This is a genomic window from Bacillus rugosus (assembly GCF_023238245.1).
Taxonomy (GTDB): Bacteria; Bacillota; Bacilli; order Bacillales; family Bacillaceae; genus Bacillus; species Bacillus rugosus.
Map to the genome: position 1 here is coordinate 3,479,166 of NZ_CP096590.1, position 14,512 is coordinate 3,493,677.

Genomic DNA, 14,512 nt, shown 5'->3' on the forward strand with positions numbered 1-14,512 from the left:
TCCATTTTCCATCCAAAATTATCTTTACTTTCAGGCTATCTGTTTTTATGATTAAAGCAGATTCAGCCTTGCCCCGATCTATGTGAGAGAAGCCGGTGCAAGTCGCTGAGGCTTCTCTTACAAAAAAATTAAACAATCCGGGGGAGGATTTTATCATTGAAAAAAATCGTGTCTATCCTATTTATGTTCAGTTTGGTTATGGGTTTCAGCCAGATTCAAACATCAACTGCTTTTGCAGCTGACAAAGTGGTTCACGAAACAATTATCGTACCAAAAAATACAACATATGACGGGAAGGGACAGCGGTTTGTAGCAGGGAAAGAATTAGGTGACGGAAGCCAGTCCGAAAACCAAAAACCTGTTTTTCGTGTGGAGGATGGAGCAACTCTGAAAAATGTGGTGCTCGGCGCACCTGCTGCTGATGGCGTGCACACTTATGGAAACGTTAACATTCAGAATGTGAAGTGGGAAGATGTTGGCGAGGATGCGTTAACGGTGAAGAAGGAAGGAAAAGTGACCATCGACGGCGGCTCTGCCCAAAAAGCGTCAGATAAGATTTTTCAAATTAATAAAGCCAGCACATTCACAGTGAAAAATTTCTCGGCGGACAATGGCGGAAAGTTCATTAGACAGCTTGGCGGTTCAACCTTCCACGTTGATGTGATCATTGACAAGTGCACCATCACGAACATGAAAGAAGCGATATTCCGGACAGACAGCAAAACAAGCACGGTCAGAATGACAAATACACGCTACTCCAATGTTGGCCAAAAATGGATTGGCGTTCAGCATATTTACGAAAACAACAATACTCCATTTTAATACAAAAAAAGTCCGCTGATGTTTATTCAGCGGGCTTTCTCAATCTTTCTTGCATTTCTTCCTTCGTATAGATGATTCTCATCGGATTTCCGCCGACAAATGCGCCGGCAGGCACATCTTTATGGACAAGTGTTCCGGCGGACACAACTGCGCCATTCCCTATTTCAACCCCGGGCAGAATGGTCGTGTTGGCTCCGATCATCACTTCGTCTCCGATCAGGACTTTGCCGATCCGATATTCCTGAATCAAATACTCATGGGCCAAAATGGTCGTATTGTACCCGACAATTGTATTTGTCCCTACTGAGATCTTTTCCGGAAACATAATATCCGGCATCACCATGAGGGCAAAGGATGCCTGCTTTCCAACCTTCATCCGCAGAAATGTACGGTACAGCCAGTTTTTCATCCCTATAAACGGTGTGTATCTTGCAATTTGAATGACAATGAAATTTTTGACAACCTTTAAAAAAGGCACCGTTTGATAGACATGCCACAGTGAGTTAGCCCCCGAGACCGGATGACGATCTGTTTTTCTCACAGATTACTTCACTCCAACGATTTGTAATAGATCACTCATTTTCTCAAGCATATAATCAGGCTCATGCTTCATCAGTGTTTCGGGCCCTTTAATCGTCCATGCGACTCCGGCCGTTTTTGTTCCAGCATTTTTCCCTGCCAGCACATCGTGGTAATTATCTCCGACCATAATGGCTTCAGCCGGTTCGCTTCCTAACTGTTTTAGCGCTAAAAGCACAGGCTCGGGATCTGGCTTTGCCTTCGTTACATCATCAAGGGTGACGACCGTTTCAAAGAATTCACCGATTCCTGTCAGCTTGAGGCCCATATTGACAGTATCTCTTAATTTCGTTGTCACAATCCCTAATTTAAAGCCGGCTTTTTTTAATGCATCCAGGGTTTCATACACCGTTTCATATTCAGTCACGAGTGTATCATGCATGTCATGATTGTACGCTCTGTACATGGCGATCATATCATCGCATTTATCTGCGTCCATCGAGGAGAATGTGTCAAAAAGAGACGGCCCGATAAACGCTAGAACGTCTTCTCGTTTATACTTGCTCGGGTAATAATGCTCCAGTGTATGCAAAAAGGACGCGATAATTAATTCATTCGTATTAATAAGGGTTCCATCTAAATCAAACAGAATCGTCGTTACTTGTTTGTCACTCATATTGCTTCCTTTCCAACCGCTGAGGGTTTCCATTTTTTCCATGTATGCGCAATAGCCATTGTCAGCAATACTGCGGTAGTGACACGAATCAGAAGAAGGGGCCAGACCGGTATGCCGAGCGGAATAAAGACAAGTGTATCTTCTACGACCGCGTGGCAGGCAACAAGAAAAATAAAGGCCAATGTCATATCTCGTCTGCTCACGCCGTCATCCTCAACAGCTTTGATCATAACACCCGCTCCGTAGGCCAAACCGATCGTCAGTCCTGCCACCATCGTCATGGACGTATTTTTATTCATGCCAAGCAGCTGTGTAAACGGCGACAGCCATCTGGAAAACCGATGCAGCCAACCTAAATCTCTTAAGAACTGAATGATGATCATCAGCGGGATCACTATTGCTGCAAGCTGTAAAACGCCAAGTCCGGCTTTCGTTAAAGCCTCGGCCAGCATTGCCAGCCAGCCGTCAGGCGCTGCATTCTTCGCGGTGATAAAACCGTACTGCGCCGTTTCCTGTCCGCCATGCCAAATGAGGTTGATGACGATTGCTGACACAGCGGCCAAACCGATGCGCACCGCCAATATAACGCCAATTCTGATGCCGACCTTTGCGGCAACTGTCGATTCGATAATCAAGTTATGACAGAATGAAAGCATTACAGCTAAAATAAAGACTTCCTTCACAGATAAATCCAATGTCAAAATCCCGGCAATGCCGGCATACAGATTCAGCATATTTCCCAGCACAAGCGGAATGGCCGCTTCACCTGAAAGCCCAAAAAGGCCCATAACCGGTGTGATCAGGCGTATCAGCCAATCCATGACTGGCGTATGCTGAAGCAAAGTAACCAATAGTGTTACCGGGAAAATGACTTTGCCGAGTGTCCATGTTGTTTGAAGACCCGCCGAAAGACCGGCCAGAAAGATCTTCTTCATCCCTCATCCCCCTTTGTTGACGTCTACTCCGCGTACCGCTCCTTCGAGTATCCCTTGACTCGTCTGAAGATGATGGCTGCCACAGCCAAAACAATCAATATGATCGAAATCACCTGAGCGATGCGAAGTGCATCAGTCAGCATTAAGCTGTCAGTCCGCATTCCTTCAATGAAGTATCTTCCGATTGAATACCAAATGATATAGATCAAGAACATCTCGCCTCTACGCAAATTTGCTTTGCGCAAAAACAGCAAAATGATGACGCCGACAAAGCTCCATAGTGATTCATATAAAAAAGTAGGGTGATAATATTGTCCATTAATGTACATTTGATTGATGATAAATTCAGGCAGGTGCAGGCTTTCTAAAAAGGCTCTGCTGACTGCCTCGCCGTGCGCTTCCTGATTCATGAAGTTTCCCCAGCGGCCGATCGCCTGGCCGAGTAAAATGCTTGGCGCGGCAATATCCGCAAGCTTCCAGAACGAAAGGTTTTTCACTCTTGAAAACACATAGCCTGTTAAAATGGCGCCGATCAATCCGCCGTGAATGGCAATGCCACCCTTCCAAATCTTAATGATTTCTCCGGGATGTGCCGCATAATAATCCCATTCAAATGCAACGTAATAAATTCGTGCGCAAATAATCGCAATCGGAATGGCAAACAGGACAAGATCGATAAACGTATCTTTCTGCAGCCCCCGTTTCTCACTTTCCCTCATCGCAATCCAAAGCCCAAGCAAAGCGCCGAGACCGATAATGATTCCGTACCAATGGACGGCCAACGGCCCTAGCTGAAAAGCTATCGGATTTAGTGGTTCTATCGCTTCATTCATTTAACGCCAACTCCTATTCGTCTTGTTCACTGTCTTCAATGACATCCGCCAGCTTATTGGTAAATTGCTCCGCGGCGTTCAGCCCCATCCGCTTCAATCTGAAGTTCATTGCTGCCACTTCGATGATGACTGCGAGATTTCGGCCTGGACGGACAGGAATCGTCAGTTTTGTAATTTCTGTATCAATGATTTTCATGGTTTCTTCCTCAAGCCCGAGACGATCGTATTGCTTCCCCTGCTCCCAAAGCTCAAGATTCATGACAATCGTAATTCGTTTATTGCTTCTGACCGCACCGGCACCAAACAGCGTCATCACGTTGATAATGCCAAGCCCTCTGATTTCAAGAAGATGCTCAATTAATTCAGGGGCGTTTCCGACAAGGGTATCCTGATCCTCCTGCCGAATTTCAACGCAGTCATCGGCAACAAGGCGGTGCCCCCTTTTTACAAGCTCCAGCGCGGTTTCACTTTTCCCGACGCCGCTTTTTCCTGTGATCAGTACGCCGACACCGTAGATATCCACAAGCACACCGTGAATGGCTGTGGTTGGCGCAAGTCTGCTCTCAAGGAAGTTGGTCAACCGGCTTGACAGCCTTGTCGTTTTCAGCGGCGATCTGAGGACAGGCACGCCGTTTTTCTCAGAAGCATCAATCAGCTCCTGCGGGATAGGCATATCTCTAGAGAGAATAATAGCTGGTGTTACATCCGTGCACAGAGAATCCATTCGCTGCTTTTTATCCTCTTCCGGCAGCTGTTCAAAGAAAGAAAGCTCTGTTTTCCCGAGAAGCTGCACGCGCTCTCTCGGGTAATATGTAAAATATCCGGCAATTTCAATGCCTGGTCTTGATAGGTCACTCATAGTAATCGGGCGGTTAACTCCTTCTTCTCCGCTGATTAATTCCAAATTGAACTGTTCCATTACGTCTTTTGTGCGAACCTTTGCCACGATATGTTCCTCCTGTTCCGGGCTGCCCCGAGCTTGCTCACAATAATTTCATTTTATCACTTTCGGGCTTGAACCTAAAACAGATTTTATAAAAGACAGGAAAACGCCTTGGCTGGTCTAGATCACTAGTCTGAAAAGGAGTAAAATAAATGTATTCATATTCCAGAAAGGCGGATCATTTATGGCAGAAAGTCTTCTTATCAAAGGCATCGCGATCGTGACAGAAAATGAAGTAATCAAAAATGGCTATGTCGGAATCAATGAGGGAAAAATCAGCACAGTCTCAACAGAACGGCCTAAAGAGTCTTATTCAAAAGAGATTCAAGCACCGGCAGATTCCGTCTTGCTTCCCGGGATGATTGACATTCATATTCACGGCGGCTATGGCGCAGATACAATGGATTCAAGCTTTTCAGCCCTAGACACCATGTCGTCAAGACTGCCCGAAGAAGGCACGACGAGCTTTTTAGCAACAACGATTACTCAGGAACATGGGCACATTTCTCAAGCTTTGGTGAATGCTAGAGATTGGAAAGCAGCTGAGGAATCCTCTTTATTAGGTGCGGAACTGCTCGGCATTCATTTAGAGGGCCCCTTTGTTTCACCTAAAAGAGCCGGAGCGCAGCCAAAGGAATGGATTAGGCCATCGGATGTTGCCCTTTTCAAAAAGTGGCAGCAGGAGGCGGGCGGACTGATCAAAATTGTTACACTTGCGCCGGAAGAGGATCAGCATTTTGAACTGATCCGCTATTTGAAAGAAGAATCCATTATCGCTTCAATGGGGCACACAGATGCCGACTCCGCATTACTGTCGGAGGCCGCGAAAGCAGGCGCGAGCCATATGACCCATCTTTACAACGCGATGAGCCCGTTTCATCACCGAGAGCCAGGGGTGATCGGAACAGCGCTTGCCCATGATGGGTTTGTGACAGAGCTTATTGCCGACGGCATCCACTCCCATCCTTTAGCTGCTAAGCTTGCTTTCTTGGCAAAAGGCAGCACCAAGCTCATTTTAATTACCGATTCAATGAGGGCAAAAGGCCTGAAAGACGGCGTATATGAGTTCGGCGGCCAGAGTGTGACGGTAAGAGGAAAAACAGCTCTTCTTTCAGACGGAACACTTGCCGGTTCGATCCTCAAAATGAACGAAGGTGCACGGCATATGCGTGAGTTTACAAATTGTTCTTGGACGGATATAGCTAATATAACTTCTGCAAACGCGGCAAAACAGCTGGGCATCTTTGACCGAAAAGGCAGTGTGGCAGAGGGAAAAGATGCCGATCTTGTAATTGTCAGCAGTGAGTGCGAGGTGATTCTCACTATTTGCCGTGGAAACATTGCATTTATATCCAAGGAGGCTGACCACATATGAAAGTAATGGAATGTCAAACATATGAAGAGCTAAGCCAAAAAGCAGCCAGAATAGCGGCAGACACAATCAAGGAAAAATCTGACGCCGTTCTCGGTTTAGCAACAGGCGGCACACCGGAAGGCACATATCGCGAGCTGATCCGCCTGCACCAAACTGAGAACCTCTCATTTAAAAACGTCACCACGGTTAATTTGGATGAATACGCCGGACTTTCAAGCGATGACCCGAACAGCTATCACTTCTATATGAAAAACCGTTTTTTTCAGCATATCGACAGCCTTCCAAGCCGGCACTTTATTCCGAATGGAAATGCAGACGATCTGGAAGCCGAGTGCAGACGATACGAACAAGTAGTCGAATCCCTTGGCGGAACTGACATTCAGCTTCTCGGCATCGGCCGAAACGGGCATATCGGCTTTAACGAACCGGGAACGCCTTTCAAGTCGCGAACACACGTTGTGACTTTAAATGAACAAACCCGCCAGGCGAATGCCAGATATTTCCCTTCAATAGACAGTGTGCCGAAAAAAGCACTCACAATGGGAATCCAGACGATTCTTTCAAGCAAGCGCATTCTGCTGCTTATTTCCGGCAAGAGCAAGGCAGAAGCTGTGAAAAAGCTGTTAGAAGGAGACATAAGTGAAGATTTCCCAGCATCTGCTTTGCACTTGCATTCCGATGTAACGGTTTTGATTGATCGTGAAGCCGCGGCATTAAGGCCTTGAAAGGAACATGCTGACTTATGAATATCGATAAACAATCGCCTATTCCTATTTATTATCAGATTATGGAGCAATTAAAAGCCCAAATTAAGAGCGGAGAGCTGCAGCCAGATATGCCTCTTCCCTCCGAGCGTGAATATGCCGAACAATTTGGGATCAGCCGGATGACGGTTCGCCAGGCTCTTTCTAATTTAGTCAATGAAGGCTTTCTCTATCGCCTAAAAGGTCGGGGCACCTTTGTCAGCAAGCCAAAAATGGAACAAGCACTCCAAGGGCTGACAAGCTTTACCGAGGATATGAAAAGCCGCGGGATGACACCGGGCAGCAGGCTCATTGACTACCAGCTTATTGATTCAACGGAGAGGCTCGCCGCTATATTAGGCTGCGGGCACCCCTCCCCTATCCATAAAATCACTCGGGTGCGGCTGGCAAATGATATTCCGATGGCGATCGAATCCTCACATATTCCGTTTGAGCTTGCGGGTGAATTAAACGAATCGCATTTTCAGTCGTCGATTTACGAGCATATTGAAAGATACAACAGCATACCCATTTCCCGTGCAAAACAGGAGCTTGAACCAAGCGCTGCAACATCTGAAGAAGCAAACATTCTCGGCATTCAAAAAGGGGCACCTGTCCTGTTAATCAAACGAACAACCTATTTACAGAACGGAACTGCTTTTGAACATGCCAAATCTGTATACAGGGGCGACCGTTATACATTTGTCCACTACATGGATCGGCTTTCATAAAAAAATCTCCAACCCTCTTTAAGGATTGGAGACATGGCGAAAATCTAACTGGTCTGGAGCCGGACGATATGTCTCTTCTTTCGTTTTGAACCTCCAGATCGGTGACTTCGTTTTGCCGTTAAAACTGTCTTCTACAATGGTGTACCAATAATAAACAGAGTGCGGCTCAAGGTGATCCCAGCGGAATTCAGCGGTATCCCCGCTCTTCACTTGCTCCCGTTTTCCGAGCTCTTCATTGGTATATATATTACACTCAAAATAATCGGTTTCCACCTTTTTGATCCTTGGCTTCAAATCAAGCGAAAGCGAAAACTCATCCTTGTTGCCGTAGGTATCCGTATCATAGTAGTTTTTATCTTGTAAATGCGGAGAGTACGTCGACACATGCACCATATCATTCGCCTGGTCAAATTGGAGCAAACGCAAATACCCTTGCCCGCCTTCTGGCCCGCCCTGATAATCGGCCAGCATTTGATGCACGAGGCGATCCGGTTTTCCATCACCATTATCATCAAGTTCATCAGTTTTTCTCATCGCACTATGATAATGCCCGCTTAACACCATCACCACATTCGAATTCGGCTTCACGACTTTTTTGAATATCTTCTCTCCGATCGGGCTTCTGTTTCCGCTGACCAGCAAATACTCATGAAAAGCTAAAACAGCCATCCGGTCAGGGTGCTTCTTCAGTACCTGATTCATCCACGCAATGTCTTCATCGGTAATGCCCCATCCCATGTACAGCATGATATAATCATTGCCGTTGCTTGAAATCAGGTCGTAATGTCCGCGGTTATTTTTATAAGAACCGCCATAATGCATTTTTTTATCAAAACGATCACTGCCAAAATATTTGCCAAACGCCCTGTAGGAGCCATCTTTATGCCCGACATCGTGGTTACCGGCCAGCACGCCGTAAGCAATCCCGCTTTTATCCAGAACAGACATTGACCGATTCGCGTTTTTCCACTGTCTGATATCAGCGGAATCATCTACAATATCACCCGTGTGAAACACATATTTGATATTGAGTTGCTTTTGATTATCTTTTATCCATTCGGTCTGTTTATCAAAAATATGCGGATAGCTTTCGGCGTAATACTGTGTATCGGACATCCAGGCAAATGTGTACATATCCTTCGCAGGAGGAATTTCATCCTGTACGATCACATTCATTTTCGACTTCCGTACAAAATCGGAGGCGATCACAGACGCCTTCAGCGTAAACGGTTTGTCATTCTTTGCAACAAAGCTGTCAATCGGCTGCCACTCGTTTGTCCGATAATTCCAAACATACATCGTCACCTTTCTCCCCGGCAAAGAACTTCCCTTCCAAACCGCTTCCGCCAAGTCATTCTCATCAACTGAAAGATCGACCGTCACTTCAAAGCGATGATAAGGGAAAAGCTCCTTCTTTTCTGTCGATACTGTTTTTCCGTCAGCAGCAGATACCCGCTCTAATTCTTTATTTGTAAACGGGGTCTCACTTTCCGGCACAAAGCTTTTCGGCGGTTCAGTCCGTGACGCATGTTTGAATATTTTCACATTGTTTCGCGCTGTATATTGAAATCCTTTATAAAAAGCGACATCCATGGCGTCATTCGTCGGATCCTTCACTCGTACAGAAAGCTTAGCTCTATGCGTGTCGGCTTCGCTGTCTATGACCTCCGGCTGATCTGGATGCTCACGTTCTGTTTTAAACGTCCGCTCAACAACTGTTTTATTGCCCGCGAGGTCCGTTGCTGTCACTTTTAGCGAATGTTTTCCCGGCAAAAGTTCAGAAGATGACGTATGGTATGGAAGTGTAATGCTTTCACCATCTAAAGACGCCTTCGCTTCCTCAATTTTGCTCCATTTATCATACATATCCGCCTGCAGGATGAGGTTGCCTTTGTACGTTTGTCCCTCGGTGATATTCGGCTCGATGTGGGGCCCTGAATTATCTACCCGCACAACCAAGCTTACATTTTCCTTGCCGTCGCTTGCTTGAATATGGTGGGCACCTTCAGATAGCTTTGACGTATCCCACTCCAGCAGCTGTGACGTCAAAAGTCCGTCAGGCAGGTTGAATTGAAATTGCCAGCTTTTATTCGAGCGCTGATTATCTCCAATAAAGAGTTCCTTGTCAGGAGAAACTCTCTGATCCCTGATCACCGTACCATCCGATAACACCAATCGTGCGTTTTTGACTAAGAAATCATCACGGTTTTCAGCCGTATCAAACGGCGACACCTTTGAACCTGATCGTATCGTAATATGCTGCAGCTGCTTTCCTTTACGAAGCAGCGTCTCTGGCAATGGAACAGAATAAGTACGGTATTTATTTGTCGTATCATCAAACACCTTTAACACTTTGCCTTCCATCGTTACGGCGTTTTTAAAGTAAAGATTCGTTTTTCTCGTATCGAACGCAAAATACACTTCTTTTTCCATAGCGGGCTCTGTCACTTGTTTTTTTCCGTCAATCCACAGCTTAATACTGTCAGTGCGCCCGTCTGTTGTCGCTTTAAGAAACTGGGTTCCCGACAGCGTGTCTCTGTTTTCAATGTTCAACCGCAAACCGTGCGACTTGCTTGTTTGTTTAATATCAATCATTTTAACCGGGGTTCTTGCTTCATTGATCCCGTCCCCTGCCGTCACGTAATACTCAAGCTGGTCCTTCCCGATCAGTTCAGGCGAATACACAATATAATGATAGAGATTGTCATTGCGGTCTTTTTCAGCGAGAATGCGCTTAAACGGTTTGTTTTCATCTGTCCGATAGTAGAAAGCCGCCGTTTTCACAAGACTGCGGTCCTGTATGTCAGCGCGCAGTTCAATGCTTTCAGCCGGACGGACAGGCTTGCGGTCAGTCAAATCTTCAATGACCGGTTTTTCTTTATCAAGCTTGATTTTTCGTTTCTGCTCGGGCACCTGCGCCTGTAATACAGTTCCGGGAGACGGATTCTTTTCTCCGATTGAAATATTGAGAAGTTCTGCGGTTCCGTTCAGCGGATACTTGTAAAGCACAGACGACAGCCGGCGCAGCGCATGTTTCCGATAATGTGCAACCGAAATATCTTTTCCTGTATTCGTTGAAATCACGACTGCCCGCGGTCTGGTATTGGCCATCCCCTCTGACTCTTCTATCACCGCAAGATTTTTCCCTTCCTTTAATTGCGTCTGATAATATCGATTGAAATCCTCCGCCGTCAATTCTGGATGCCCGGCAGGCTTCAGCCAAACCACAAACGATTCGCCGGATGGTATCGTGATCTTTTCTTCCGGTCTCCAAATCAGATCGGAGTCAGGCCCTTCTTTCGGGTAACGGTAACGGATGTGATAGTCTTTAAAATCAATCGTTCTGTCGGTCGTATTATAAATCTCAATAAATTCATAACCGTCTGCACGTCCCGTGTTCTTTGTATCAATCGCTAGCTCTGTGATCAGAAGCTCCGGAATATGGGCAAGATCAGCCTGATATCCCTCAAGCTTCAGTTTCTTCATCTCCGACTCGACTCGCTGCTTCCCATTGGAAACTACAATGTAATACTCAAGCTCACTGTTCCAAATCAATCGTTTCGGAATTTGCGCGAAAAACTTGCGGACCGCTCCGGGTGTCGGATCCATCGGCACCATTTTGTAGCCCAGCTCATTACTTTGTTTATAAAACAGAAAGGCAGAAAATGCTTGATACTCATTGTCACGCACTTGAGCCTCAATCATCAGGTTGCTTTTCATTTCAGCTTTCACATCGATTTGAGGAGGATTTTCAAGCAAGGGTATGTAATGAGGCGTTTGGAATGGTCCCTGATTTATAACAGGAACAGCTTTCGGTTCATGATGGCCGCCAGACAAAACTGAAAGAAAAGACAAGAATAAAGAAGCAATAACAGTGTATTTCCTCATCAAAACACCTCCCTTTTCATGTATTTTGCGTCTGAACAGGGAAGGTTATGAGTTCATTTTTGTGCATAAAGAACAAAAAAGCGTCTGCCTCTTGAAAATCCCACTATTCCCCAGTAAACTAAGGATAGTTAACCAGTTAACAATTAAATCAGAGAGGCAAATTGATGGACAACCGTATTCATGATGAATTAATTCAAGCTATACAACAATTCGCATCAAAAAGGGATAAACGTGTCATGCAAAAGGTGCAGATACCGTCCCGCGACATGTCCTCAGAACATCTCGAACACCTCAGAAAAGAATGGACATTGACCCAGCTTCACATTGTTTCCTGTATACATGCCAGCCAAAATGTGAACAACAGCTTCTTGGCATCCCGCTTACACATCTCAAAAGCCGCTGTTTCAAAAGCAGTGCAAGCCTTGTTGAAACACAATATCATCACAGTGACCAAAAAGCCTGGCAACAAAAAAGAAATTTTTTATAAGCTAACTGAAAGCGGCAGAGAACTGGCGGCATTACATGAACAGCTTCATGAGAAAGCAAAGGAGCAATACAAACAGCTTTTCAATGAATTTTCAATTGATGATTTAAAAACAGTGACTGCGTTTTTCAACTTGTGGGTCAAACATATGTAAAAAAGCCTCACCCGCATGGGGAGAGACCTTTGAGATTTTATTATGCCCTGTCAAACGCAATGTGAAGTGAAACAGGTCCGCGTGTATACAGACCGGACTCGGCATAATGAAAACCTTCCTCTAATCTGATATTCCGCATATTATCCAGCACAATATTGGCTACAATCTCGATTTCGGTTTTGGCAAAAGCTGCTCCTACACAGTTATGGATGCCGGATCCAAAAGCGAGATGCCGGGCGGCGCCGCTAAAAGCGCTCTTGATGCCGAGATCTTCCCTATGAATATGAAACACATCAGGATGTTCAAATGCTTCAGGGTCCCGGTTAGCCGCTCCGATCATACAAAAAACAATCGTATCTTTTTTGATTTCCATACCGCCGACCACCGTATCTTGAGACAGCTGCCGCGGAATCAGCTGAACCGGCGGTTTATAACGCAACGTCTCCGCAATAGCTCTTGGCACTAACGAACGGTCAGCCAAAACATCATTCATCTGCTCGGGATTGTTGAGCAAATGATATATCATCAGTGCCAGCGTCTTATCTGCCGGTTCTGTTGCGGCTAACAGCACATTAAGAATCAGTGCCAGTATATCCTTGTCCGACATCGCCATGCCTTCATATTCAGAAGTACATAGGATGGAAATTAAATCTGATCCCGGATTGACGCGGCGTTCTTCAATGACCGGCATCAAGTATTGGGAAAGCTGTTCGCTGCACCATAACGAATGCGCCCGCGCTTCAGGAGATTGAGAGATACTCGTGATAAAATCGGCAACTCCGCTATGCCACTCAGCGATTTTTTCATGGTCTCTTTTATCCAGCCCGAGCATGTCCATCGTGACACACACCGCAAACGTCTTTCCAAAATCATTGACGAGATCAATTCTCCCTCTTTCAAGATAAGGCGCTAACAGGTTTTCTGCATTTTGTTTAATCAACGGAGACAAATGATCCAATGCGTCCCCGACAAAGCTTCTCACTACAATTCTTCTTTTTGCGGAGTGTTCTTTTCCATGCATTTGGGCCAGTACAGGGCCGCGCATGACTGGTTCAGCACGCTCAACAAGTGATTTTGTCGTGAAAATATCCGGATGCTGAAGGATATAGCGGACATCATGATAGCGGCTGATAAAATAGCTGTCTATCGACTCTTCATAATGAACAGGATCTTCCTCCCGCAGCTGTGAAAAATAAGCATATGGATTTTCTTGAAATTGATCAGAAAGTACACTAAACAATTTAATGGATTGATTCATGTTTACTCCCCCTATCATCCTTCAGATGTGAGCCGTGTTTCAGAAAGAAGCTGCTCCATTTCCTGCACAATGAGATACCCTTGATTCGGACGCATACGAATAGAAAATTCATGGTTGCTGATCTTCTCACCCAGCTTCCACGGACGATGATACGCTAGGAGTGTCTCTTCCACCTCAAGAATATCCGGAGCTCCGAGAAAAAACGGCAGCTCAGCAATGACATATTCAACAGCCAAATTCAGCATATCCTCACTGACTTCTTCCATCATCAAACTGATTCCGCGCGCACGCCCGATCATCGCTTCACGAGACATGTCCAAACAAGCGTGCCGAAAATGAGGCTGCTCAAAAAACGCATGTTCAACTTCTTGTCTCATCAGCTGATAGGCTTTGTTTTCCGTAAAATCAGAAAATGTATGGATCGCCATCGGGTCCCCGCCATGAGCCGCAAGAGCCCTTTCTGCAAATCTTCTGTTTCGCGATACCTCTTTTCTTACCTTTCGTTCAGCCTTTCCTCGGGGAGTTCCGAGCGCTTCAAGAAGATTAGCCGCCTCATGCCCCGCAAGCAAAACGGAAACGCTATTAAATTCAGCTGTTGCCCATCCAATCAATCTGTAAATATAATCCTCAGAAAACCTGCTGTTAAACGGGCTGATTCCCACCAAAACGTGCCGGCGCCGTTCAAATATTTCTCTGCAATTTTGTGTCAGTAACTCAGCAGTAAAATGCACAGGCTTTCTTTCTGTCACCATTTCGGTCATCTTATTCACCCCTAAAAACTTATCCCGCTTTAAGTCATCACCCTCAAAAATGAGTTGGAACAACTGGCACAACTGATCAAGATGATAGGCAGGCAGCACTTAAAGTTTCCAAGTGAATTATGTTAAGATTTAAACTTCTATTTCATTTTCAAAATGCACATCATAATTAATGTTTACTAGTAAACATTAGTCATTTTATCCCTTATTCTTCCACCCGTCAATATCATCTGTACCTAAATATTTGAAAATAAATGTAAATGTCACATTTTTCACACACTTTTTACACTCATACTTAGCATGACGTAGCACTATATAAAGCTCACACACCAGCAATTGACAATGAAAACAAGAAAAGATAAAATAAAATCGTTCACCAGTAAACGATATTGA

Annotated in this window: 13 protein-coding genes; 5 read left to right on the forward strand and 8 right to left on the reverse strand. The window is 45.3% G+C overall.

Translation table 11 applies throughout. The features are described 5' to 3' along the window. Nucleotides 1-156: 156 nt before the first annotated feature. Nucleotides 157-822: a pectate/pectin lyase PelC gene (pelC, locus tag M0696_RS17695; RefSeq protein ID WP_166847876.1), complete on the forward strand. Its 666-nt coding sequence runs from the start codon at nt 157-159 to the stop codon at nt 820-822. 22 nt (nt 823-844) lie between these two features. On the opposite strand, the gene hprF is transcribed toward pelC, so the two are convergent. The 5 genes from hprF to hprK are packed head-to-tail and all read right to left on the reverse strand — an operon-like array spanning nt 845 to nt 4,731. After that, complete coding sequence (hprF, locus tag M0696_RS17700) at nt 845-1,363, reverse strand: heptaprenylglyceryl phosphate O-acetyltransferase (RefSeq protein WP_166847873.1); 519 nt, start codon at nt 1,361-1,363, stop codon at nt 845-847. A 3-nt stretch (nt 1,364-1,366) separates the two neighbouring features. Next, the gene (ppaX, locus tag M0696_RS17705) at nt 1,367-2,017 is read right to left on the reverse strand and encodes a pyrophosphatase PpaX (protein ID WP_222142108.1); all 651 of its coding nucleotides are present in this window, start codon (nt 2,015-2,017) and stop codon (nt 1,367-1,369) included. Continuing rightward, nucleotides 2,014-2,952: a nucleoside recognition domain-containing protein gene (locus tag M0696_RS17710; protein ID WP_166847868.1), complete on the reverse strand. Its 939-nt coding sequence runs from the start codon at nt 2,950-2,952 to the stop codon at nt 2,014-2,016. The genes ppaX and M0696_RS17710 overlap by 4 nt, the downstream gene beginning before the upstream one ends. 23 nt (nt 2,953-2,975) lie before the next feature. Then, nucleotides 2,976-3,785 (reverse strand): prolipoprotein diacylglyceryl transferase, encoded by an 810-nt coding sequence (lgt, locus tag M0696_RS17715; protein WP_166847865.1) that lies wholly within the window; start codon nt 3,783-3,785, stop codon nt 2,976-2,978. Between the two features lie 13 nt (nt 3,786-3,798). Continuing rightward, on the reverse strand, nt 3,799-4,731 hold the full coding sequence (hprK, locus tag M0696_RS17720; protein WP_014115306.1) for an HPr(Ser) kinase/phosphatase: 933 nt from the start codon (nt 4,729-4,731) through the stop codon (nt 3,799-3,801). A 181-nt stretch (nt 4,732-4,912) separates the two neighbouring features. On the opposite strand from hprK, the gene nagA reads away from it, so the two are divergent. Genes nagA through nagR form a run of 3 tightly spaced genes read left to right on the forward strand, consistent with a single transcriptional unit; the run spans nt 4,913 to nt 7,577 of the window. Further along, complete coding sequence (gene nagA, locus M0696_RS17725) at nt 4,913-6,103, forward strand: N-acetylglucosamine-6-phosphate deacetylase (RefSeq protein ID WP_166847862.1); 1,191 nt, start codon at nt 4,913-4,915, stop codon at nt 6,101-6,103. Then, nucleotides 6,100-6,828: a glucosamine-6-phosphate deaminase gene (gene nagB / locus M0696_RS17730; RefSeq protein WP_166847859.1), complete on the forward strand. Its 729-nt coding sequence runs from the start codon at nt 6,100-6,102 to the stop codon at nt 6,826-6,828. The genes nagA and nagB overlap by 4 nt, the downstream gene beginning before the upstream one ends. Nucleotides 6,829-6,845: 17 nt before the next feature. Further along, nucleotides 6,846-7,577, forward strand: a complete 732-nt coding sequence (nagR, locus tag M0696_RS17735; protein WP_222142109.1) for an N-acetylglucosamine utilization transcriptional regulator NagR — start codon at nt 6,846-6,848, stop codon at nt 7,575-7,577. 18 nt (nt 7,578-7,595) lie between these two features. Here the strand turns inward: nagR and M0696_RS17740 are convergent, their stop codons facing one another. Next, on the reverse strand, nt 7,596-11,465 hold the full coding sequence (locus M0696_RS17740; RefSeq protein WP_248602224.1) for a lamin tail domain-containing metallophosphoesterase family protein: 3,870 nt from the start codon (nt 11,463-11,465) through the stop codon (nt 7,596-7,598). 164 nt (nt 11,466-11,629) lie between these two features. Between M0696_RS17740 and M0696_RS17745 the strand changes: the two genes are divergently transcribed. Continuing rightward, the gene (locus M0696_RS17745; RefSeq protein WP_222142111.1) at nt 11,630-12,103 is read left to right on the forward strand and encodes a MarR family transcriptional regulator; all 474 of its coding nucleotides are present in this window, start codon (nt 11,630-11,632) and stop codon (nt 12,101-12,103) included. A gap of 40 nt (nt 12,104-12,143) precedes the next feature. Here the strand turns inward: M0696_RS17745 and cypX are convergent, their stop codons facing one another. Further along, nucleotides 12,144-13,361: a pulcherriminic acid synthase gene (gene cypX, locus M0696_RS17750; RefSeq protein ID WP_222142112.1), complete on the reverse strand. Its 1,218-nt coding sequence runs from the start codon at nt 13,359-13,361 to the stop codon at nt 12,144-12,146. A 14-nt stretch (nt 13,362-13,375) separates the two neighbouring features. After that, nucleotides 13,376-14,122 (reverse strand): cyclo(L-leucyl-L-leucyl) synthase, encoded by a 747-nt coding sequence (gene pchC / locus M0696_RS17755; RefSeq protein WP_166847827.1) that lies wholly within the window; start codon nt 14,120-14,122, stop codon nt 13,376-13,378. Between the last annotated feature and the right edge of the window lie 390 nt (nt 14,123-14,512).